Source organism: Paenibacillus piri (genome assembly GCF_004354045.1).
In the GTDB taxonomy this organism is placed as follows: domain Bacteria; phylum Bacillota; class Bacilli; order Paenibacillales; family NBRC-103111; genus Paenibacillus_S; species Paenibacillus_S piri.
This window is the reverse complement of sequence record NZ_SMRT01000019.1, coordinates 98,870-119,975: the sequence shown is the minus strand read 5'-3', so window position 1 is coordinate 119,975 and position 21,106 is coordinate 98,870. Positions and strand designations below refer to the sequence as shown.

The 21,106-nt window shown below is 44.8% G+C and carries 17 protein-coding genes; 1 reads left to right on the top strand and 16 read right to left on the bottom strand.

What is annotated here, in order from left to right:
- Positions 1-471 precede the first annotated feature (471 nt).
- From E1757_RS29140 to E1757_RS29070, 14 genes are all read right to left on the bottom strand, one after another.
- The gene (locus E1757_RS29140) at positions 472-1,029 is read right to left on the bottom strand and encodes a DJ-1/PfpI family protein (protein WP_133234965.1); all 558 of its coding nucleotides are present in this window, start codon (positions 1,027-1,029) and stop codon (positions 472-474) included.
- Between the two features lie 123 nt (positions 1,030-1,152).
- Positions 1,153-1,782, bottom strand: coding sequence for an NUDIX domain-containing protein (locus tag E1757_RS29135; protein WP_133234871.1), 630 nt, complete (start codon positions 1,780-1,782; stop codon positions 1,153-1,155).
- 348 nt (positions 1,783-2,130) lie between these two features.
- On the bottom strand, positions 2,131-4,662 hold the full coding sequence (locus E1757_RS29130) for a glycosyl hydrolase family 95 catalytic domain-containing protein (protein WP_133234869.1): 2,532 nt from the start codon (positions 4,660-4,662) through the stop codon (positions 2,131-2,133).
- An 80-nt stretch (positions 4,663-4,742) separates the two neighbouring features.
- Entirely contained in the window at positions 4,743-6,269 is a 1,527-nt protein-coding gene (locus E1757_RS29125) for a type 2 periplasmic-binding domain-containing protein (RefSeq protein ID WP_133234867.1), read from the bottom strand.
- Positions 6,270-6,322: 53 nt separating this feature from the next.
- Positions 6,323-7,201, bottom strand: coding sequence for a carbohydrate ABC transporter permease (locus E1757_RS29120; RefSeq protein WP_133234865.1), 879 nt, complete (start codon positions 7,199-7,201; stop codon positions 6,323-6,325).
- 24 nt (positions 7,202-7,225) lie between these two features.
- A complete protein-coding gene (locus tag E1757_RS29115; protein WP_133234963.1) occupies positions 7,226-8,110 on the bottom strand; it encodes an ABC transporter permease in 885 nt (294 codons plus the stop codon).
- A 276-nt stretch (positions 8,111-8,386) separates the two neighbouring features.
- Complete coding sequence (locus E1757_RS29110; RefSeq protein WP_165972335.1) at positions 8,387-10,645, bottom strand: AraC family transcriptional regulator; 2,259 nt, start codon at positions 10,643-10,645, stop codon at positions 8,387-8,389.
- A gap of 268 nt (positions 10,646-10,913) precedes the next feature.
- A complete protein-coding gene (locus tag E1757_RS29105) occupies positions 10,914-11,156 on the bottom strand; it encodes a hypothetical protein (RefSeq protein WP_246079628.1) in 243 nt (80 codons plus the stop codon).
- Between the two features lie 581 nt (positions 11,157-11,737).
- Positions 11,738-12,412, bottom strand: coding sequence for a VOC family protein (locus E1757_RS29100; RefSeq protein ID WP_133234859.1), 675 nt, complete (start codon positions 12,410-12,412; stop codon positions 11,738-11,740).
- Between the two features lie 123 nt (positions 12,413-12,535).
- The gene (metE, locus tag E1757_RS29090) at positions 12,536-14,833 is read right to left on the bottom strand and encodes a 5-methyltetrahydropteroyltriglutamate--homocysteine S-methyltransferase (protein WP_133234961.1); all 2,298 of its coding nucleotides are present in this window, start codon (positions 14,831-14,833) and stop codon (positions 12,536-12,538) included.
- 264 nt (positions 14,834-15,097) lie between these two features.
- Entirely contained in the window at positions 15,098-16,012 is a 915-nt protein-coding gene (locus tag E1757_RS29085) for a LysR family transcriptional regulator (protein ID WP_133234855.1), read from the bottom strand.
- 186 nt (positions 16,013-16,198) lie between these two features.
- On the bottom strand, positions 16,199-16,558 hold the full coding sequence (locus tag E1757_RS29080) for a c-type cytochrome (RefSeq protein ID WP_133234853.1): 360 nt from the start codon (positions 16,556-16,558) through the stop codon (positions 16,199-16,201).
- 20 nt (positions 16,559-16,578) lie between these two features.
- Positions 16,579-17,211 carry a response regulator gene (locus tag E1757_RS29075; RefSeq protein WP_133234959.1) on the bottom strand — a complete coding sequence of 211 codons (633 nt, stop codon included), beginning with the start codon at positions 17,209-17,211 and terminating at the stop codon, positions 16,579-16,581.
- Between the two features lie 23 nt (positions 17,212-17,234).
- The gene (locus E1757_RS29070; RefSeq protein WP_165972334.1) at positions 17,235-18,056 is read right to left on the bottom strand and encodes a sensor histidine kinase; all 822 of its coding nucleotides are present in this window, start codon (positions 18,054-18,056) and stop codon (positions 17,235-17,237) included.
- A gap of 208 nt (positions 18,057-18,264) precedes the next feature.
- Between E1757_RS29070 and E1757_RS29065 the strand changes: the two genes are divergently transcribed.
- Complete coding sequence (locus E1757_RS29065; protein ID WP_133234851.1) at positions 18,265-18,630, top strand: c-type cytochrome; 366 nt, start codon at positions 18,265-18,267, stop codon at positions 18,628-18,630.
- A gap of 62 nt (positions 18,631-18,692) precedes the next feature.
- On the opposite strand, the gene E1757_RS29060 is transcribed toward E1757_RS29065, so the two are convergent.
- Positions 18,693-19,730 (bottom strand): cytochrome c class I, encoded by a 1,038-nt coding sequence (locus E1757_RS29060; protein ID WP_133234849.1) that lies wholly within the window; start codon positions 19,728-19,730, stop codon positions 18,693-18,695.
- A gap of 29 nt (positions 19,731-19,759) precedes the next feature.
- Positions 19,760-21,100 (bottom strand): c-type cytochrome, encoded by a 1,341-nt coding sequence (locus tag E1757_RS29055; RefSeq protein WP_133234847.1) that lies wholly within the window; start codon positions 21,098-21,100, stop codon positions 19,760-19,762.
- Positions 21,101-21,106 lie beyond the last annotated feature (6 nt).

Here is a 21,106-nt window from a genome sequence, read left to right as displayed (position 1 = left end):
AATATTACTTTTTTATACATCTTACGTGTTTATGGCTGCATTCCAATTCTTTATTGACCGATGGATGATTCCATATAATAATCACCATTTGTCTCGGTTTTCTTTCATTAAGGCGATTTGCTTTTCCAAACTTAATTGTGCGTCAGCTAATGCTTAAGGCTTCAGGACCCACCTTCTCGGAATGATATTTCCTCTGGTGTTTGTCTTGCGTATTCTGCCTGTAGTGAAAATGATGGTCGATCCGCGGCAGCCTCGTGATGTACGGTGAGCTCTTGTGTCCCGTTAGCGTAATATATTCATTATGTTATTTGTTATACCAAAGAGCTTCTTCGTTATTTTAAGCTCGCTTAAGAAAACCTCTATCGAGGCCTTTCCAAGATGAGCGAGCATCTTGAAATGATAGAAAGGGCTGCTCCAACTGTCATTAGGAATGACAATTTAAGCAACCCTTTATTATTTCTTCCTAATATCCTAACCGCGCACCAGCCTTATAAACTCACGCATAAAACCTGGCAAATCAGGCCATGCATGCCCCGAAACGATGTTACCGTCAACATAAAGCGTCTCAGTTGTAAACTTTGCTCCAAGCGCCTCTACATCGAACCGACATGCTGTGTAGGCACTTAGCGTACGCCCTTCGAAATATTGATTATTTTTGAGAGCATTTAGAACTAGCGCAGCATGACAGATCGCGCCTACAGGCTTGCCGGCTTCGAAAAAATGGCCGACAATGCGTGGAATGTTTTCATCCAAACGGATATATTCAGGCGCTCTTCCACCAGGTATGATAAGTCCGTCGTATTTCGCAGGATCGACATCCGCGAATGAAATATGGGATTCCAATTGATATCCGGGCTTTTCCGTATAAGTGTCCCATCCCTCAAAATCATGGATCACCGTACGCAACACTTTTTTGGTCGGCGAGGCTAGAGTGGCTTCATAGCCTTCCTCCAGAACCCGGTAATAAGGATAATACACTTCGAGAGCTTCTACAGCATCGCCTGTGATGATAAGAATTTTTTTGGACAAAGTCATCACGTCCCTCTTTTGGTTTTCATAACACTCATATTTTAAGCGCATGGCCTTGTCCTGTAAAGGGACGCAAATTGTTGAATCATGTCAGATGTTTAGGTTGAAATAAATAAACATCATTTAGAAGGAATACATCAACTCGTTTGAAACAAAGTCAAGCCACTCATTTTGTGGTGAAACAATCTCAGGCAACTTGTCGAATGGAGTCCAGAATAATTTAAAAGTATGATTATCTGCTTCTTGTTCCCACTCATTCAGGTAACAGCTTGAACGTAAGTGGTAAAAATGTCGCGAGATTTTTGAAGCTAAATGTGAATCTTCAACCCAACCTGTTATTTGATAAGTTATGTAATTAGGCTCTGGATATTGATCTCCTTCTATGTACGATACTTGTACAAACTTCCCTTGTCTGCGTTCTTGTTGTACCGTAATACCCCTTCTAATTTCTGCCCATTGAAAGCTTGACAAGTCAGGTCTTGAGAAGACCTTCGCCTTCCGGGAAATAATGTACTTCCCCACTAAATTAATGTCTTGCTTCCCGATATAGTTGCATGTAATAAATTCAGCTAAACCAGTTTCTTCATTAGCTTCTCGCAAGGCAGCTTGTTTCACATCCTCGTTGATTTCAACTGTTCCTGCCGGTAATTGAATACCTGCATTTGGGTGTTGAATTAGAAGAAGTTCTGTTTTCGTATCCTTTTCCCTAGTGATAAAGCAAGTGACTTTATCTAGTACATTTGGTTGTTGCATTTTCCACCTCCCATGCCGGCAGCCTCGTAATGTACGGTTGAGCTCTTGTTCCTCGTTGAGCTTGGTTTGAATGATTTAATTCTACATCAAGTCCCTTAAGTCCTTTCATTGTTGTAATCTGCCCGTTTCATCGCTTCGGACTGATACTATTCCTATCTTTGAAGGAGTTACATCGCTGTTTTGGGACCCGCATGCCGGTACATACTCTACATCCGACCAGAAAAATTCCTCAGCGGCATACGCCGTATGTCACCGATCACCAAATGGCTCAGCAACCGGTTAACCGGTTGCTGAGCCATTTGATTTGGTATGCTTTAAAGGTATCGGATGACTCCAACAGAACTGAGTTTAATCACGTGACTCTCTCACTGTATATGCGGTGTTTTTGTCCGTATGGAATTCAATCAATGAGTCAACGGAGCGCATGATTTCATCGTTATCCCGATATACGGCAACTTCCCGGTTGCCCCACGGGTTGCGCAGTCTGCATGTTCCGCCAAGCATCGATTCGATGCTCACAAGCTCGATAACCCTTTTGCGTATCGCGGAAGTTACCCTAAAACCGCCATGACACCAAAGCGAGAACTCAGCATCCCAATCCTTCGGGCATGCCGGGAATAGATGGATGACCGACTCTTTACCCGGCCCTGCGGGCTGGCTTTGACAGAGTGCGTATTGTACAGCGGTTGCTGCATTGCCCAAACGCTGCGCGCTCAGGGCGTTTATCCCTTCCCGCACGGTCAGTCGGTTGTCGAAAAATGGGACTTTACCGGTATCGTCGAAATAACAGTACTCTCTTGCTGCGTTGTCGCATTCCAATTGCGCCAGAACAGCTTGTTTAAACTCCTCCGCATAACCCATGCCCGACAAAATCCAGGCAATAGCCGACATTTCGGTAGGAGCTTTTCTCCAGTCACCTCCGTATGATTTTTCCAAATAATGAATGGTAGCCTTACCCGTCTCAAACCAATCCGGATTCTCATAAGACGTTTCCACCGAACAAAGGTCAAAATATCGCATCGGATCGACGTTAATGTCATTTTTTTTATTTTGTACAGGTCCGATAGCGCTGACCCAAACGGCAGGTTCATCCTCTGCTGTTTTCAAAACAGCCGTTGGATGGTCGCTCTTCGGCAGAGGTCCCAGATAGCGGTAAAATTCCTCCCACACAGGAATCATCTCCTGATCCACAGCTAATATATCGGCTGACTTCAACACCACAGGCATGATGGCGTGCAGCGAGGCCATGCACTGCATAGTATCTTTGCCTCCGATATACGATTCCCCGGTAATGCTGTTATAAATGTGGTATTTGCCGTCATCATCCTTGCGCACATGAGGATAATTGCGCATGAACTCGGCTGCGCCTTTGATCATCGGATAAGCTCTGTCCCTAAGGAACGCCAAGTCATTTGTAAACTCGTAATAATTCCAATAATGATAAGCAATTCCGACTACGTTGCCAAACATGTGGGAAGTGGAACCGAAAGGACCGTAGCCTTTTTCCGTATAAACCAAGTTTCCGTCAACCCACTTTTCAAATCCTTTCCAGTTCCATCTGCTTTCGTGCGGATGTTTGTTGAACGAATAGCGTTTAAATCTCTCGGATCTTTCCTCCCATGACTTTCTGAGCAAATAAAGATCCTGCATCTCTGCGGCTATATCCTCCGGCAGCTCATCCACACCGTTAAACCATACGGTTTCGGGGATGTAAATGCCTTTGCTTCCCCATTGTTGCTCGGCCGCTCTGGCGCATGAATCATACATGGCCGTATACATGCTAAAATAAGGCTGCATCAGTTCAAAATGGCCGGTTGGAAGAACTGCATTATAATAAAGTCTCAGGTTGCTCCACCATTGCATCGCCCCCCAATGTCTGAGGTCGCCGCGAGGACTGAGGAGCATTCCTCCGAAATTCATCGGATAGTTGCCTCCCCGGGAGTTCGAAGCCATCAAATACACGAAATATGAATAATGCGCCTCGACAAACTCCGCGGTCCCGTCTTCACTGCTTAGCCGGATGTACGACTTCCGCCAAAATTCGTTCCACCATTCCTTATGCTCACGAAGCATACTTTCATAGCCCATTGTTCGCGCCGATTCAAGCGTTGTTATAGCTTGAGCCGTAATATCCTCGTTCTCGTCAAATGTCGCTGCACTGGCAATAAAGATTTCGAAGCTCCCCGATGCCGGCTTGACGCAAAGACGCATCTCCGTTTCATTGGGCATCCCCAACATTTTACTAACTCTGAAGCTGCCTACAGGTGCTCTGCCGCCGAACTCATCGTTCATCCGAATGACCCCGCTGCGGCCGGATATTCCAATCGCGACTACGGACGAGCAATAATAATCCCCTTCCCTAAATATCTGCTTTAATATCATGATATCCTGATGGATACTTAAGGTAGAAACCGCTGAATGGCTTTTGGTTACGACTTCCGCCGGTCTTAACATTTTCAGCTTGATGTTAATTCCTTCCGGTTCTGCCCTTCCGTCATTAACTTTCACGGCGAATACATCGTTATCGTAAGCGAAGGCCTCGACATCCACTCCATTGCCTTGGATGGTTGCCAATGCGTCATAAAGGCTAAGCTGCTGCCGGATCGTACCGTCTTGAAAAACGTCCTCGCCATAATCCGCCAGATCGATATCTACAAAGCCGCATCCGTATCCATAATCCAGATGTCTTTGATTAAAGCTGTTTGTAGACCGGTCATTGGCATAGACATCAACACGATTCACTTGGAATTTAACAGCTGAAGGAGAAGTCCAAATCAGACTGCCCATTCTGCCGTTCCCGATCGGCAGCCCCCCCTCGCTTCTCTTTACATTGTGATCGTAGTTCAAATCCCCACGCGATACAAGTTCCCGATAATTCATTCTACATTCACACTCCCCTAATAATGATTAATCATCCCGATGACCGGGCACAGAAGTCTTTCCGCTCATCGGGATTACCGCTACTTCTTATATTTGTTGTACAATTCCGTATACTCCTTGATGATGTCGTTGCCGCCCATCTGCAACCATTTATCGACCTCTTTCTTATATCCGGCCTCGTCTATGACTCCCATCACGAACTTGATTCTGGCATCATCAAGAATATTCTTGATTGTCGACAGCTTTTTCTTGCCTGCGTCACTGAGATTTAATCCGGCAGTTGCGTCAGCAACTCCGTATTTTTTAATTTCTTCTAATGCGGCTATCGCTTCTTTGGCCAATGGAGACCCGTTGTTAATTAGGTCGATCCGGGATGCAAGGTGTACGACCGGCACAACTTCTTTGCTGTATTTGGTTTCGTCCAATATTTTTACAGCTCCGCCGCTCTCTTCTTGGTAATGGACACCTTCAACACCCAACATGACGGTTTTGACCAGCTTATCGTCATACATCCTATCGAAGTAGGTTAATATCTGTCTCAGCTCCGCCTCTGTCTTCACGCTCGATTTCGGGAACATATACATCCCCAGGAAACCAGGACCTTTCTGAACCCGCTTTTGTCCTGTAGTCGATACCAGCGCCGGTATGGCGCGGACCTCTCCGCCCGGAAATACTTTAGCGGCGTTATAATAATATTCATTGCGATAATTTTCCAGGGTAGTCCCGCGAACGCCTATAACCCCTTGCATAAAATCATCCGTAGGTTTCTTTTGGGGAGCCGTTGCAAAGTCCTGGTTTAATATCTTTTCATCGTACAATTTTTTGAAAAATTTCAGATAATCCATATACTCTTTGGTCATCTGCTCGGGAATGACCTGGTTATTGATATATCCCCAGCCATTCGGTGCGCCGAATAACAGCGGAAACGTATAGGTTCCAAATGTTTTATCTTCTGTAATGCCACGGGTATCCTGCTTGCCGGATTTGTTAGGGTCATTAAATGTAAAAGCTTTGAGCATCTGGTAATATTCCTCGACATTTTTCGGCGCTTCCTTAATTCCTACATTAGTCAGCCAATCATGTCTGTAGTAAAGAATTATTCTTTCCGGATAACGGCCCCGGTACAACCCGTAAATTTTTCCGTTAATTCTCGTATTGTTCAACGTATCCTTATCCAATTTGCTTAAATTGGGATAGTCCTTAAGGAAAGGCTCTACATCCCAGAAAAACCCGGAGACCGCAGCATTCACAATAACACTGTCCTGGGGATTGACGACGAGTACCGCTTGCGGCAAATCGTTTGAAGCAATCGTCACATTTAATTTATCCGTATAATTGGAGTTCAGCACCCAAGTAATATCCAACTTCGTATTGGTTAATTCTTCGATTTTACGAACCACCGGGTTATTGGCGCCTGGCGGTTCCGGAGTCTCATATTGACTCAACATCGTAATCTTGACCGGGGCGGCCGGGGCGGTACTTTGTCCGGTTGTGCCCGGTGCCGGAGCGGATCCCGTTTTTTCGGCTGTGCACCCGGTTGCCGCGCTGACGAGAGACGCCAACAATATGGTTCCCGTTACGCCTTTGTTGAACAGACCATTGTTCATCTAAATCAACCCTCCAACTGTGATATGATGATCTCTTGACAGAGTTTGCATCCTTATTCCTTGACAGATCCAAGCAGCACACCTTTGGCAAAATGCTTTTGCAAAAAAGGATAAACCAGCAGAATGGGAAGTGTGGAAACGACCGTCACACTCATTTGAATCGTTTTTCCCGGCGGAACCACTCCCTCTAAAGCGCTGCTCGAATCACCTATGCCCACTTGAGACAAAATAACGATCTGACGAAGCCAAACCTGGATCGGAAGCTTTGTCGCATCGTTGATGTACAGCAGAGCACTAAAAAAGGCGTTCCAATGGCCGACTGCATAAAAAAGAGAGAAGGTCGCGATCGCCGGCATCGACAACGGAACAACAATCTTATATAGAATTTGAAGATCGTTGCACCCATCTATTCGTGCCGAGTCTTCCAATTCATCAGGCAGCTGCAAGAAAAAATTTTTCATAATAATCAGATAGAACGCACTGATGGCACCGGGAATGATCATGGACCAGTATGAATTCAGCAGCGCGAAGCTTTTGACGACAATATACGTTGGTATCATGCCTCCGCTAAACAACATGGAGAAGATAACCATCAGCATAATGGGCTTGCGCAGGTTCAATCGTTTGCAGGCGAGCGGGTAGGCCATTAATGAGGTCAGAACGATATTGACCCCTGTACCCACTACAGTAACTAATGCGGTGACAATCAACGAACGCGGAATGATTTCCGAGCTGAATATATAGCGGTAAGCATCTAATGAAAAGCGTGTTGGCATGATCACGAAATTTTTGCGGAGAACTTCTTCCGGTGAGGCGAACGAACCGACGATGTTTACAAGAAAGGGAACCACCATAATAAAAGCAATGATCAACAACAGAAAATAATTGAACCGGTCGAACAGCCTGCTGCCCCAGGATTGATATAAATTCATATAGCGCTCTCCTTTCCGGCCGGATTAATAAATACCTTCTTCGCCAAATTTTTTGGCCATACGATTCGTTACCAATACCAGCATAAGACCGACCAATGATTTAAACATACCGACAGCGGCACTGAAACTGAATTGTCCGCCTTGAATTCCAACCCTGTATACGTAAGTGTCGAACACCTCGCCTACCTCGCGGTTCAAAGCATTGAGCATCAGGAAAATTTGTTCGAACCCGGTATCCAAAAACGATCCCAACCGCAGGATGAGCAAAATGACGATCGTGCTGCGTATGGAAGGCAGCGTAATATGGTACAGCTGCTTCCAACGATTCGCGCCATCCATCCTGGCTGCTTCGTACAACTGCGGGTTAACGCCTGCGAGCGCCGCCATAAAGATGATCGTCCCCCAACCGCTTTCCTTCCAAATCACTTCGAGTGTCACCATCGTTCTGAACCACTGGACGCTGTCCAGGAAACGAACCTTTTCAAAGCCCAACGACTGAATGAAATCATTGGCAATTCCGTTTTCTATCGTAAAAAAAATATAAAAGGAGCTTACAACAATAACCCATGATAGAAAATGCGGAATATAAACCATAGATACAACAAACTTTTTATACAGGGCATGCCTGATCTCGTTCATCATTAACGCAAGAATGATAGGCACCGGGAAGAAAAAGAAAATATTGTACAGAGCCAATATCGTAGTATTGCGCAGCAGCATCCAAAAATCGGGACTGCGAAACAAAAAAAGAAAGTGCTCAAAACCAACCCACTCACTTTTCAGGATCCCCAGGAAGGGCATATAGTTTTGAAACGCAATGACAAGCCCCCACATCGGCAAATATTTAAAACAGACAAAATAGATCACGCCTGGAAGCAGCATCAGATATAGCCAGCGGTCCCTTATCATTTCCTTTAGCAACTTGTCCGCTTTTCCTTTCGCGGGATGATTGGTCTGCAGCCGCGCGGTTCGGGATAAATCAGAAACCATTTTCAAATGTTTTACCTCCCCTCCGAAATCATATTAACCCCGATTAAGGCTCAGCTTGGATGAACTTGCTTATGTTATAACAAAGCGGCGGCTATGCGTAAATAATCCATCCTGCAGTGTAACCGTGATTATCGAACAGACTTGCAATAATCAATAATCAATAATGAATATCGGCAAAAAAAATGACGCGTCGCGTCATGACTTCATCAAATTTTCCCTATACTGTCTGGGGGTTATCCCTTCCATCTTCTTGAAATATCGGATAAAATTTTGCGAGTTGCTGAATCGAAGGTTTTCGGCGATTTCCTGCACTTGATAATCGGTTTCAGCCAACATTTTTTTCGAAATAATCAACCGGTATTGGGATAAATAATCATTAAATCCACTCCCCGACTCCTTCCTGAAAATTTGCCCCAAATAATTGGGATTGAAATGAAGACGGGAAGCACAAGCTTCCAATGTCAAATCCGTATCGTATTCCTCGTGTATAAATTGAATCAGCGTTTTCGTTATGTTTCGATGACGGGTTTCATTCCTCGCTAACGTCTCTGTGATCATAGGTTCGATGACGGTGTCGTAAATCCAAACTTCTACATCATGACCCGAGTTTTGCAGCAGTTGATCCAAATAATCGAATAACGGCTTTTCCTTAAACAGCCGGATAAACATTTCATCCGAGTTGTTACTAAGCTTGATCATATCCATCAGCAGCAGGAAAATAAATTTATGACAATCTTTGTAGCTGTAAGGTCCTGAAAAGATTTCCGCTATGAAATTATGTAGAAAATGCTTTGTCTGCTCCTTGTCGCCAAATTTAATGGCGTCGTTCAAATCTTTGGCGATTAAAGCCGGATACTTGGCTTTGACTGCTTCGGTTTCATCGAAATCCGATATATACAAAATCGCTTCTCGTCCGTGGGTCATTCTTAATTTTAACGCATCTGCCGCCTTATGGTATCCATCGGAGGCTTCGTACGACTTGAAGAAGGGATCGCTGATTCCTATGCTCACTTGCAGCTTTAGATATTGTTTGACGGCTTGCTGAATCGAACGCGAGAGCAAATAAACGTCTTCTTTCATGACCTCAACATTTTTATGCGGGGTACCGATCAGCAGAACCTGGACATTGTTTATGATGACCGGTCTGAGTACCGATAATTCCGCTGCAAGTTCGCCCAGCATGTTTTTAACGGCAAAAAGCAAAAGATCCAAATCGGTTTTCCGGTAGCCTGTACCTTCCAGCGTATCAATTTGCACCGTCATTACACAATATTGTTCCCAACGCATATCGATGCCTAATTTGCTTTCAATCTCAGTCTGTTTTAATTCTCCTTGAAAAAGCTTGAACGCAAAAAAATCATTGAGTTCGTTAGCTTTGATTCCCAATTGGGCCTTCAGCCTCTGACTATCCTGTAAAAACATCCGAATTTTTTTATTGATAAAATCCAACTCGTTGCTGCGAGCATGGGAGTTATCGTCGGAGTTCGATACAACCAGATGGAATAAACGTTTGATCGGCGAATAAAGCTTTCTTGCTCCGAATAAAGAAAACACGAAAATGACGCTTATGACTACAAAGCTGGTGATGACAATGAAAAATCCGATAAACCGGGAAGTACTGTTCGTTTCCAAGGTGGACACTACGGATAAATACGTCCAACCGTACTTGGCCGATTTGCGGTAAATAACAGAATATTCGTCACCGTTTAATTTAGTTAAAAAGCTTCCTTCCGGTTCTATTTGAATGTCGCGTTGAACCTTCTGAACGGCGTCCGCTAACTCATCTTGAATTGATTTAAATTGAATTAAGCCGCGGATTACGCTGCCATTTGCATCAATTAAGGTCATTTCGCCCATGTCTTTGCCGGTCGCAAGTACATGATATATTTCGTTGCCGGGAATCCTTGCGCGCACAACGCCATTGAATTGATCAAATGACGAAAACGGGACCTTTAAAGTGTATTCAAAATTGCCGTTGTCCACACGGCTCCAGATCGAACTTGAAGCACCCTCTTTAATCCGCCGAATTTCGTCAGGACTATAGACCTCTTGAATGGCGAGAACTCCTCCGTTACGCAACACCCAGCCTTTATTCAAATTAACGATCTCGAAATAACTAAAGCCTGAATCATGAGAGTATAGCGTATTTATTTCCGGCAATAAGCTCTTCAATTCCAAATAATTTTCATACTTGATCACATTGAAATCGACATCCATAATATTTATTAGGTTTGGCGAAAGTGAAAACTGAACGATAGCACTTTCAACAGATCGAAGGGAATTTTCGATTTGCAGCTGTGTCTGAAAGAGCAGCTGTCCGTTGATTTTATCGATCTTCTCGTTAATTAAGCTTGTTGTCTTTAAGTAGGCGATATAACCTAACATGAAAACGGAAACGATGACCAATATGATGTTAAAGGAGAGCAATCTGATAAAATAACTGTTTCTTCTCATGCAAATTCTCCTGTCCGGCATGATATCGATTACTTGTTCTTGCCAACTTTTAACAGCGCGTTGATACCGCTTACAAATTAAGTATATCATGAGCTCTTTTTTCTTTAACTAAAAGTTTTTTAGAATATTCATGTTTTTTTAAGGGATGTGCCTCAAAAGATTAAACGAAAACAAAGAGCAGCTGCCGCGGCAAACTGCTCCTTGTTTGGTACCTCTTCTAGATAATTAATGGATTCTTGTTAATTCGCATAATCCGGGCAGCGACGGATTAGCGACAGTGATGATGGCAAAAGCCACCACAGTGATGATGGCAAAAGCCACCACAGTGATGATGACAGAAGCCTCCACAGTGATGATGACAAAAACCTGCACAAAAGCCGCCGCAGTGATGATGACAAAAACCACCACAAAAACCTACGGAGACACCGCACGACCGCGATGGATCAGCCGGGTCCACGCCAATCGGAAATTGACCTGCCGTGTACTGGCTTTGTTGATTCCAAGGCGTCATCTCACCGGCTTGAAATTGGGAAACGTTCAATTGTTGAAGATCATTCTGGAATTCATTCATTGTAAAAACCTCCAATTAATTTTTTCTTGATTAGCCAATAGCGGATGTATGATACTTACATTCGATGTGGGAAACAGCATTATGGACTTCTTCGTTAAACTTTTTGATCGCCTGTGGATTCCGCTCGTAAAATGTGTGACCAAAATCTTTCTTCATCCAAAGAGGGCAACAAACTCATTGGACATTCCGTAGCTCCTTTCTGTGCTAACTTACTCCATACCATATGTGCAAATGCCCATATTGGTTAAATGTCCATTAACATTTTTTAATGATCTATTTTGTTAAGGTTGTTTACTTTCAACAAAAAAACATGTCCTAACAACCAGACATGAGGCAAAAACATTGTCCAATATTTCTGTTGAAGTTTTCAATATCCCCTTCGAATGTTTAGTTGAGAAAACGGCAGCCATTCTCCGGCTGCCGTTTCTTTGTGTTTATTGAGGTATCGCGTACCGTTAGTTCAATCTTTATTTGGAGGGTTGGCATACAATCCCAAAACGAAATCGATGGCGTCCTCTGTTTCAGATCGATTTTAATTCGTATAGGCCGTCCTGCATTCGTAAACTGGCAGAGCCTACGGCCTCCATCGTTACTTTGGAGTCGAACACCGCAGGTGTTCGCCCGTCCGGGAACCATGGCCGACGTCTGTCCACCACGATCAGTACACCTTCTGCGCCACCGAGCGGTGCGAATTGCTGCCCGTCTCCCCCCCACAAGCTGAGCTGGAACGCGCTGGTGAGTTCCCTTACAGATGCAGGAACATTATCGACAGGTAGACCAATTTCACTGATTCGAAGCAATAGTTTTGGTCCGAAAGCTTCGTTCGTCGCATTATCTAGTGTATGATGAGCGATAAACTCGATCAGATTCCCATTCGGATCGTAAAAATAGAGGGAAGTCGCATTCCAGTTTTCAAACGCAAACTCGTCCTGACCCTCCTTCGAAAATAACGGGATACCTAATTCGCTCACCCACCGTTTGGCTTCAACGAACTTATTCGTCGGGATGGTAAAGGCAATGTGATAAAACGGATTTTCTCCGGGAGAACCATTCTGAAATGTAAGAACGGATTCCCCGGCTCGGAATGATAAGTACGATGGGCGATCCTCTAGCAATTCTAACCCTAACAGTGAGCCGTAAAAGGATTTCATGGCTTCCAATTGGCGAGTCATCAACGTTAATTCTTTTATCTTCATCTTCATTTTCCTTTTTTAGTTAAAATAATGGTGCTGTCACTTCTTTATGAAATATAGTATACTTTTATGTTTATAATATATAAATACAAAAGCCAAGTCAAGAATATACGGCGCCACGTGATATCATTCAGTTGCGGCATTTGCAGCATGTTTTGCACGGGCAATCATGGTTGCATCCACCATATTCCGCAAGGAAGCGATAGTCTCTTCAGGTCCGCGGGTTTTAAGACCGCAATCCGGATTAATCCAGAACAGCTTAGCATCTAAAACACGCAAGGCGCGTTCAATCATGCCGGTCATCTCCTCAACGCTCGGCACACGCGGACTATGGATATCATATACGCCTAATCCGATGCCCAGCTTATAGGTGTTCAACTCAAAGCTATGAATCAGTTCGCCGTGACTGCGGGATGTCTCGATGGAAATGACATCGGCATCCATGGCTTCAATCGAATCAATCATGTCATGAAATTCGCAATAGCACATATGCGTATGGATTTGCGTTGTTTCCTGTACCGTGCAAGTCGCGATGCGGAAAGCTTTGACAGCCCATGCAAGATAATCGGCTTGCTCTTTTCCCTTAAGCGGAAGACCTTCGCGAACTGCAGGCTCGTCAACCTGGATCATGCCAATACCTGCTTGCTCAAGTGCCTCAACTTCTTGTCTAAGCGCATAGGCTAATTGGTAGGCGATGCGCTCACGTGGAATATCTTCACGAACAAACGACCAGTTCATAATGGTAATCGGTCCGGTCAGCATGCCTTTAACAGGTCGATTAGTCCGCGACTGGGCATACCTGGTTTCTTCAACCGTCATTTCCCCGGTAAATGCAATATCTCCGAATATAACCGGCGGTTTTACACAACGGGAACCGTACGATTGCACCCACCCGTTTTGTGTAAACGCGAAACCTGCGAGCTTCTCGCCAAAAAACTCAACCATGTCGGTACGCTCAAACTCCCCGTGCACAAGAACATCCAAACCGATTTCTTCCTGAATCTTGATCCATATGTCGATTTGTTCCCGGATAAAGCCTATATACTGCTCGTTGTTCCATTCTCCTTTGCGCCACATTTGACGCGCCTTACGCACATCTGGGGATTGCGGGAAGCTGCCGATCGTCGTTGTCGGAAACAACGGCAATTGCCATTTCACTTGTTGGGCCCTGTGACGTTCGGCAAAAGGACGGGAACGCTCCGGTTGTTGAACGCTCAGCTCAGCAACGGCTTGTTGAATATTGATGCGGTTGCGCTCCTCAGACTGCTGGAGAGCTTGTATCGCACGATCACTTTGGTCCAGTTCTTCTGCAATCGCGGCACTGCCTGAAGATAATGCTTTTGTTAAAAGTACAAGCTCGTCTATCTTTTCATCTGCAAATGCAAGAGCATGTTTCAGCTCAGCTGTAAGCTTCGTCTCAGCCGCTGTCGTTACCGGAACATGCAGCAGACTGCACGAGGATTGTACGATTAAACGTTCAAGTGCAACAACTTCGGCAAGCTCTTCCAGCAGAGCCAGTTTCCCACTAAGTGACGCTCTCCAGATACCGCGGCCGTCGATGACGCCTGCGCCTAGAATCTTGTCCGCCGGAAAACCAAACGCTTTAATCGATTGGATATTCCCGGAAATTCCGTGTACGAAATCCAGGCCGATTCCTTTGACCGGCAATGCGACAATATCGCTGTAGTGCTCTACCGCTTCAAAATACGTTTGCAGCATAATGTTCAGGTTTGGTGCTGCTGCGGCCAATGTCTCATAAATGGTCTTAAGATTTTGAATGTCAGCTTCGCTTAATTTGGTTACAAGAATCGGTTCGTCCATCTGTACCCATTGAACGCCTTCTTGTGCAAGCTCCTGAACAATTTGTACATAGAGTGGAAGCAATCGGTTCAGCCAAGCATCGGTCTCCGATATATTGTAACCTTTGGACAGCTTTAGTAAGGTCAATGGTCCAACGATCACCGGCTTTCCTTCGATACCAAGCTTCTGTTTAGCTTCGCGATAAGCTGCAAGCGGCTTGTTTTCGGTAAGTACCGGTGTTGCACCAGACAATTCAGGAACGATATAGTGATAATTTGTATTAAACCACTTGGTCATCTCACTTGCTGCAGCATCCTTCGTTCCACGGGCGATTCCGTAATAGACAGGCAAAGACACGACGCCGCCCTCATAAGCAAACCGCTGCGGGATAATGCCAAACATCGCGGCAGTATCAAGGATATGATCGTAATAACTGAAATCATTAACAGGAATGTAATCAATGCCTTTTTCCTGCTGCTTACGCAAATGATTCAATCGGATTTCTTGCAAATTGCTTAGAAATTGTGCTTCTTCAAGCTTGCCTGCCCAGAATGCTTCCAGCGCTTTTTTCCATTCTCTATCGGCACCTATACGCGGATATCCCAATACACTGCTTCTCACCATCATGCAAAAACTCCTCTACTATTTGTTACAAAAAAGTTATCACATACTGGCTTCTATCGTGTAATTCAATAAAGTTATAGCTAGCCATAGTCTTAGACTATATCCGGTCTTGATATCGTAATCATGTCCCGTCAATGTAAGGCCGAATTGCTGCAAAGCTGCCGGTTGGAATTTTTGCCGTTGAAGGCCGCTTCGAAAAATTAAGGTGCCTATCCCTATGCTGCTGTCAGGGAAAGACACCTTTTGTTAATTGATCCCTACTTTCTAATTTGAATCATGAAGGGTAACCGCTTGCTTCAACGCTTCAACATAAGCAGAACCTAGCTTAGTCAGCTCAATATTTTTATGGGATATCCAGCCCACATGGATGGTTTCCTCGCAATCCAAAGGAACTGGAATGATTTCATTGCCGTTCAAATCGGCGCTTAACACGCCTGTTGAAATCGTGTATCCATTCAAACCAATTAATAAATTGAATAATGTAGCCCGATCATTGACTCTTATGCTTTTCTTATGGGACATGGTGCTTAGAATCTCTTCTGAAAAATGAAAGGAATTGTACTCTCCTTGATCAAAGGACAAGTATGGAAATTGCTGAAGCTGATCGATGGTTACGATCTTCTGGCTTGCCAACGGATTTTTAATGCTAATAAAAACATGAGGCTTAGCGGTAAATAAACCGGTAAATTGTAAATTCGCGGCTTTAAGCATCTTGTTAATCACTTTTTCATTGAACTCATTCAAATATAAAATCCCGATTTCGCTTCGCAAGCTTTTGACATCTTCGATAATCTCATAAGTTTTGGTCTCGCGTAAAGCCATTTCATATTCATCTAATCCATACTTTTGAACCATACTGACAAATGCATTTACCGCAAAGGCGTAATGTTGGGTCGAAACGGAAAAATGCTGCGGAGACGGCTTGGAATTGAGGTACCGGCTTTCCAATAATTGTGCCTGCTCTACGACTTGCCGAGCATAACTTAGAAATTCTACTCCCTCTTTCGAAAGAGATATGCCTTTATTGGATCTTTCAAATATGGAAAGCTGCAATTCCTCTTCCAGCTCCCTTATCGCATTGGAAAGACTAGGTTGAGTAATAAACAGTCTTTTGGCTGCTTCATTAATGGAGCCACGGTTTGCAACCTCTATCACATACTTCAATTGTTGTAATGTCAAGCCCATTCTCCTCCTAAACGATTTTAAATCCTATTAGAGAATTTAAAATGCCGCAGCTTAAACAAAATAAAGAAATCTGCATACTAAATAATTATAAAGTTTTCTCTATAATTCGAACAGGTTTTAACATCGAGGCAGGGGAATTAAATGTGAAGGTTATTTGACAGCCGTACTGTCAATTGCGGTTTATTTCTTTGCTGATAACCAATCTGAAAGCAATTGTATTTCCTCATCCTTCAATTTGTCCTTGTAGCTTGGCATTCCTCCGCCTCCTTTTTGGATTTTGGCTGCAATCTGCTCCTTGCCGAGCTTTGCGCCTATCTTCGTCAAGCTTGGTCCTGCTTTTCCCTCAAGGTTGGCTCCGTGACAAGCAATACAACTGCTTTTGTAAATCACGTCAGGGTCAGATCCATCGTTTTGCGTTCTTGCTGCAGCTTGCTTTTTACCCCCTGCGTTTCCGCCCGCGTCTCCCGGACTGCCGCCGCATCCCGTCATTCCGGCAATGATGATACATCCCGTTAGTACGAGCAACCATTGTTTGACCATACATTTTTTCCTCCATTAGATTAATTACGGCCCCTGAACCAGCCCTTTTCAAACGCATACCGCATGAGCTGAACCCGGTTGTCCAAATGAAGCTTATGTAAAATATTTTTCAAATGATTTTTGACCGTGTGCTCGGATATGGCGAGGGATTCTGAGATTTCGCGGTTGCTTTTCCCTTGAGCAACGCATTCCAATATTTGCTTCTCACGCGAAGTCAGCGGAGAATGCTCGGGAACTCTGGTCTTAATCGAGGAAAATTCCTCAAGCAGACGTACGGCAACTTCTCGTGACATAGGCGTTTCATCAATTGCTACGGCCCGGAGATATTCATGCCAGGATGCAGGGTTTAAATTTTTTAATAAGTAGCCTTGCGCTCCTTTCTTCAAGGCCTCAAACAAGTGCGTGATGTCATCAGATACGGTCACCATTACGATTTTCACGTAAGGAAACCGCTCTTTAATGATTTTGGTCGCCTCCAGTCCGTCCAGCTGCGGCATATTAATGTCCATCAAGATCAGATCGGGCATCCACTGTTCAGCCAGCGCAATAGCCTCCCGACCGTTCGTCGCCTCGCACACGATGTCGAATTCAGGATCAATCTGAATAATTTCTCGCATGGCTTGACGTGCATGCGCATGGTCATCGACCAGCATCAAACGAATAGGTTGACGCACGGCTATTCCCTCCTTCCTACTTCGACCGTCATTCCGTCATCCTCTTGCTTGAAATTTAGAAACCAGCCCATTTCCTGTGCTCTTTCTTTCATAATGGTAATACCGAAGCCACCGGGATTGTCCAGTGCTTCCGCAGGGAAGCCGTCGCCGTCATCCGTAACCTTGCATTTCCATCCGGCCGCTTCTTCCTCACCGGATACCCACGCATGGCGCGCATTGGCATGCTTGTATACATTGATTAAAGCTTCCCTTAAAGTTGCGTACAGTTCCACTTTTTCCTTTAAGGAAAGCCGTTCTTCCCGAAGCTTCCAGTTTAACTCTGCTGCAATACCTGTGTCCTTCCTGAAATCGATGACCAGATTTTGAATGGATTCGCCCCATGGCTTGGATTCCGATACAGGCGGATAACGCAAGCTGGCAATGGCCTGCCTCACATAGTCATTTACTTGATGAACGGTTTTGCGAAAGCTGTTGAACGGCGCTTTTGCCAATTCATTTCCCTGCTCCATTTGATCTGCTTTAACGGAAAGCAGGAATAGGGATTGCGCAATGCCGTCATGAAGCTCTCTGGATATTTTCTCACGCTCTAGCAGCGCAGCCTTATCGCTTCTTTCCTGCTGCAGCATCTCTTGAAGGACCTCAAGCATGCGGAATAGCTTGCGCAATAAAGTCATGGTTACTACAAATACAAGCAGCGGGGCCAGCCAATTTCCAAGATCCATAGAAATATAGGGTAGCAGAAACGTATGGCGCACATACTCCCACAAACCGATGGTCAAGGTAGGTATGATCAAAATAAGACTCTTGATGTTTTTATACAGCATAGCGTGACTCCTTTCTTGATCTGCTATTTAATCTAACCATATTTTTCAATAAAAACCTATGACTCATAAGAGCTATCTGTTATTGATTTCTTCACCTGACTGTAATGAATAAAAACGGTTGCTTCCAACACCTGACTCCAAAGTGCTATATACAGACACTCTCTCAAAATGCTAGTATATTCGAGAAAAAAAGGAAGGGAGAATACCTATGCTCAAGTGGACAATGGCTCTGCTATGCGGCATTGCCTGTGTTGCAGGTGTAAGCGGCCTGTTCATTCAAGTGAACAGCCATCAGGGAGAGATGAAACAGGCGGCATCGGCTCCCGCATTGCCCGAAGCACCGTTAAACGCACAAGCGGCCGAAGCTATTTACAAGCAATCCTGCATAGCTTGTCATGGAACCGATTTGGAAGGAAAGATGGGACCCAACCTCCAGAAGGTCGGCGGAAAGCTGTCTGACCAGCAGCTCTACAAGCTGATTCAAAGCGGAAGAGGCGGAATGCCTGCCTTTAAAGGAACGATTAAAGATGAAGAAATTGCCAATCTGGCTCGCTGGCTGGCAGAGAAGAAATAACAGCACTGTATTAAGGCCGCAGAGCATCTTCAGCTTTGCGGCCTTTTCCTTGCAGACCAACTTTATGGTCTTGATTTCTCTATCGTTCTGGGAGATTCTTTGACATAAGGCGCCAAGTAGAGCTCTCTCACTTCGTGTCTGATCCAACTCATTAAACTCAATACAATCAGAAACAATACGACGGTCGACATAAACAGCCGGCGACTATCCGCTTTTGTCAATCGAACAAGCATGCAGCTCAACGCAATAGCCAGCAGTATGGCCAAAACGAGTAGTCCGGTATGAAATATAGATCCTCCGGTGAAAGCATTCTTGACCCGGGCATCCATGCTTAACAACAGCAGCGGGCCTGCTGCCAGCTGCAGCAAAGTAAACACCGCCGCCAGCCTCTTCCCGAATAGCCTGCTTGCTTCGGCAACCGGATCATGAGCGTGGCGAAGCGCTCTCCCCCCTCGCCAATACATAAATATGCCTGTCATGGTAAAACTTGCTCCCATGAAATGCATATAGCGCTGCCAGATAGTCGGATAATGAAACAGCGATCCCCAGAAGCCTCTGGAGACATCCCACAGCTCCGGCTGAAGCATGGAAGCAACATTCGTTATAAACAACAGCGGTATAAACAACAAAATACCCGTACCCAGCAAACCAAATATCAAATGAATCCCTTTGCGGTTGCGCCATACCTCCCATGTAAACTTGTATACATATAAGGACAGAAAGGCAATGATTAAGAGCGGAATCATCATAAGCCACATATGCCCGATCAGTATCGTGGATGGATAAAAGAACTGCGTGTAGATCGTGCTGATGATCAATAAAGGCGCTATGCCAAGCACGACCGCTATGCTTTTGAAGGTTGACACTTGGGTTGCCAGCCTGTTAGCCATACTGTCATAAATCCGATCTTTTTTAACGATCCCTTTGATCTCCAGGTATACAGCGGATACGGATCCAGCGACTAGTAGGTTGACAAACAGAATATGCAGAATAAAGCCCACAACAATTATAACCTCAAACATCGGTAAATTTCCGGGTATGGCCAGACCCAAATCGTTCGGTACAGGCGATTCCGTGCGCAACCATGCGTGATTTCCCATATACGTACCCCTCTCCAGTTAATGAAGCTTTATTTTGATGCAGGACTGCTGCCGGTAGTCGCCTGCTTTTCACTTACAACGCTATGAATATATGCGGCCAACGCCTTTACTTCCTCCTCATTACCTGCAAATGGAGGCATAGCTGGGCGTACTTGATGCATTTGTGGAATGAAAGATGCGATGGCCTCTTCGCTCCATCCGTTTACACGTACAGTCATAGCTCTGCTTCGACGCGCTCCGTCAATACTGTGGCAAGATATGCACTGCATCCTAAACAGCTCCTCTCCCGCCTGCAGCTTGTTGGCATCTGTAACTTTGGTAATGCCGGATAATCTGGACTCGCCCAGCATACCTTCCTTCTTATAGCGTTCCAAGTCCGATTTCAACACTCCGTTTGCATACATATAATTGTAGATGACATACGGCTTGCGAATATTTTCACGGATGATTTCAAATTCAGCCAGCAGCAGCAGGGAAAATAATGCGGTAAATAAGGTAAGGGAGACCGGGAAATTAGCTCTTCCGTCAAGCAGCATAATCCCCAATACAAAAATCAGCAATAATCCGGTTACGTTAATAACAGCGAAAGTGAAATCGCTCATGCCGGAGCCCCATACAACAAGCGCTTGTGCCTTTTCAGGCAATGTGCGTTGATACCAGACCCCAAAAGCTATCATTAAAGGAACAGAAACGACGAGCCATTTTCCAAAAAGCTTTAATACGGTTACCCGATCCAGTTTGTTTTTGACAAACCATCGTGTAAAAGGAGCAAGCAGCGCGACTCCCAGTGATATAGCAGCGAAAGTCCGGAACAATGTTGAAGGAATCCAGGTCTCGTTTAAAAAGGCGCTCCAGAACGATAAGGTTTCCGCCCAATTACCGGGATTAATTTGAGCGGCAAGTATACCTGTGATCAGAACCAGCGTGAACCAGGACATTACGCATAATGCGACGCCTGTACGCAAATGCAGCTTTTTCTTATCACCGCTCCATTTATCCCACGTATAGAAATACATCAGGATCAGTACAACCTCGGAGACAAATACGAGCCATTCCGTGAACCAGGCCCAGTGGAAAATACGGAGTAGCGAGCCAATCGCATACGGCTGAATAACTGTCGTAGTAAACCAGATGCCTACACCAGTCATGGCGCCAAGCGTCGTCGTAATGATCAAAATCCATTTGCTAAGCCATCTTGAGAAGGCTTCCAGACGCTCGTTTTGCTGTTTTACAGCCACGTATTCGATAGAGACCATAAGTATCGAGCCTCCGATAGCGACTGCATGATTAATCATGACATGCAGAACCGCCATCATTCCGATCAAATTTCCGTTTCCGATCCATCCGAAATCTATTGTCGGATAATCCATACTGCA

Excerpts from the sequence above, each read along its gene's own strand:
- E1757_RS29055 (WP_133234847.1), bottom strand. The coding sequence starts at position 21,100 with ATGGATTATCCGACAATAGATTTCGGATGGATCGGAAACGGAAATTTG.
- metE (WP_133234961.1), bottom strand. The coding sequence starts at position 14,833 with ATGGTGAGAAGCAGTGTATTGGGATATCCGCGTATAGGTGCCGATAGA.
- E1757_RS29125 (WP_133234867.1), bottom strand. The coding sequence starts at position 6,269 with ATGAACAATGGTCTGTTCAACAAAGGCGTAACGGGAACCATATTGTTG.
- E1757_RS29100 (WP_133234859.1), bottom strand. The coding sequence starts at position 12,412 with ATGAAGATAAAAGAATTAACGTTGATGACTCGCCAATTGGAAGCCATG.
- E1757_RS29070 (WP_165972334.1), bottom strand. The coding sequence starts at position 18,056 with ATGCTGTATAAAAACATCAAGAGTCTTATTTTGATCATACCTACCTTG.
- E1757_RS29080 (WP_133234853.1), bottom strand. The coding sequence starts at position 16,558 with ATGGTCAAACAATGGTTGCTCGTACTAACGGGATGTATCATCATTGCC.
- E1757_RS29105 (WP_246079628.1), bottom strand. The coding sequence starts at position 11,156 with ATGACGCCTTGGAATCAACAAAGCCAGTACACGGCAGGTCAATTTCCG.
- E1757_RS29060 (WP_133234849.1), bottom strand. The coding sequence starts at position 19,730 with ATGGGAAATCACGCATGGTTGCGCACGGAATCGCCTGTACCGAACGAT.
- E1757_RS29065 (WP_133234851.1), top strand. The coding sequence starts at position 18,265 with ATGCTCAAGTGGACAATGGCTCTGCTATGCGGCATTGCCTGTGTTGCA.
- E1757_RS29115 (WP_133234963.1), bottom strand. The coding sequence starts at position 8,110 with ATGATAAGGGACCGCTGGCTATATCTGATGCTGCTTCCAGGCGTGATC.
- E1757_RS29120 (WP_133234865.1), bottom strand. The coding sequence starts at position 7,201 with ATGAATTTATATCAATCCTGGGGCAGCAGGCTGTTCGACCGGTTCAAT.
- E1757_RS29130 (WP_133234869.1), bottom strand. The coding sequence starts at position 4,662 with ATGAATTATCGGGAACTTGTATCGCGTGGGGATTTGAACTACGATCAC.
- E1757_RS29135 (WP_133234871.1), bottom strand. The coding sequence starts at position 1,782 with ATGCAACAACCAAATGTACTAGATAAAGTCACTTGCTTTATCACTAGG.
- E1757_RS29110 (WP_165972335.1), bottom strand. The coding sequence starts at position 10,645 with ATGAGAAGAAACAGTTATTTTATCAGATTGCTCTCCTTTAACATCATA.
- E1757_RS29075 (WP_133234959.1), bottom strand. The coding sequence starts at position 17,211 with ATGCTGGTCGATGACCATGCGCATGCACGTCAAGCCATGCGAGAAATT.